This window comes from Xanthomonas cucurbitae, assembly GCF_002939885.1.
In the GTDB taxonomy this organism is placed as follows: Bacteria; Pseudomonadota; Gammaproteobacteria; order Xanthomonadales; family Xanthomonadaceae; genus Xanthomonas; species Xanthomonas cucurbitae.
This window is the reverse complement of the sequence record NZ_MDED01000109.1, coordinates 1-937: the sequence shown is the minus strand read 5'-3', so window position 1 is coordinate 937 and position 937 is coordinate 1. Positions and strand designations below refer to the sequence as shown.

Annotated in this window: 1 pseudogene; it reads left to right on the top strand. The window is 67.4% G+C overall.

The window, feature by feature from the left end:
* Positions 1–844, top strand: a pseudogene (locus XcuCFBP2542_RS18935) (hypothetical protein); the annotation flags it as partial.
* Positions 845–937: the final 93 nt, after the last annotated feature.

Sequence of the window (937 nt, the reverse complement as noted above, 5' to 3'; positions counted from 1 at the left end):
GGCCGTCCAGCAGGCGTTGCCGGATCCGGATGCGTTGACTGCCTCGAACGGCCAGCGCTACTACCGCGACATCGAAGGCCGGTGGACCAGCCCCGGCACTTCGCCCGATGCCAACCGGGTGCTGGAGCTGGAGACCACGCGCGCGATGCTGCAGCAGGCGCTTGCCGAGCAGGCCCAGTCGATTGCCGCCATCCAGCAGACCCCGCCATCGCCGCAGGACGTGCAGCGCGAGCAGACGCTGTATCGCTACCGCATGATAGGTACCGAGTTACAGCCGCACTGGCGTGAAGCGATCGAGCTGGCGATTCAGCGCACGCGTGAAACAGCCGGACTCACCGGCGATGGCGCACTGCAGCTGCAGCGTGGTCCAGGCGAAACCTTCGGCGCCGACAGCCCGGTTGCGCACCTGCAACGCGGCCCCGACGGCGTAGACCGCATCGTCGCGGTCACCCACACCGAAGAGATCCGCCAGGCGCTGCGGGATGTGCAGGCGCGGCAGGCGCCTTTATCGCGTGGATCGATTCCCGAGTCGCTGGCAGATCCGCGCCTTGCAACGTCCACTGCCGATGGCGCGAGCGACGGTGCAAGTTCCGGCGGCGCTGGTACTTCCAGCCCGCAGCTGATGCTGGACGTGCAGGCACGGATGCAAGCAGCCAGCATTGCGCAGGAGCGCCAGGAGCGCGTGCAGCAGGAGCATCTCGCACAGCAGCACCACCACGCGCAGGTGCGCGCGCGCATCCAGCAGCAGGTCGCTGCGGATGTGCAAGACGTCGGTGCCGGCGTGACGACGCAAGCGCAGGTCACGCTTGCGCAGCACGACCAACGCGAGCAGCAGCACGCGCAGGCCCCCCATGTCACGATAGTTGTCCGCTCCCCTGAATCCTCAGATGGAGAGCCCGATGGCCCGCTACAGCCCCGAACTCAAAGACCAGATCGT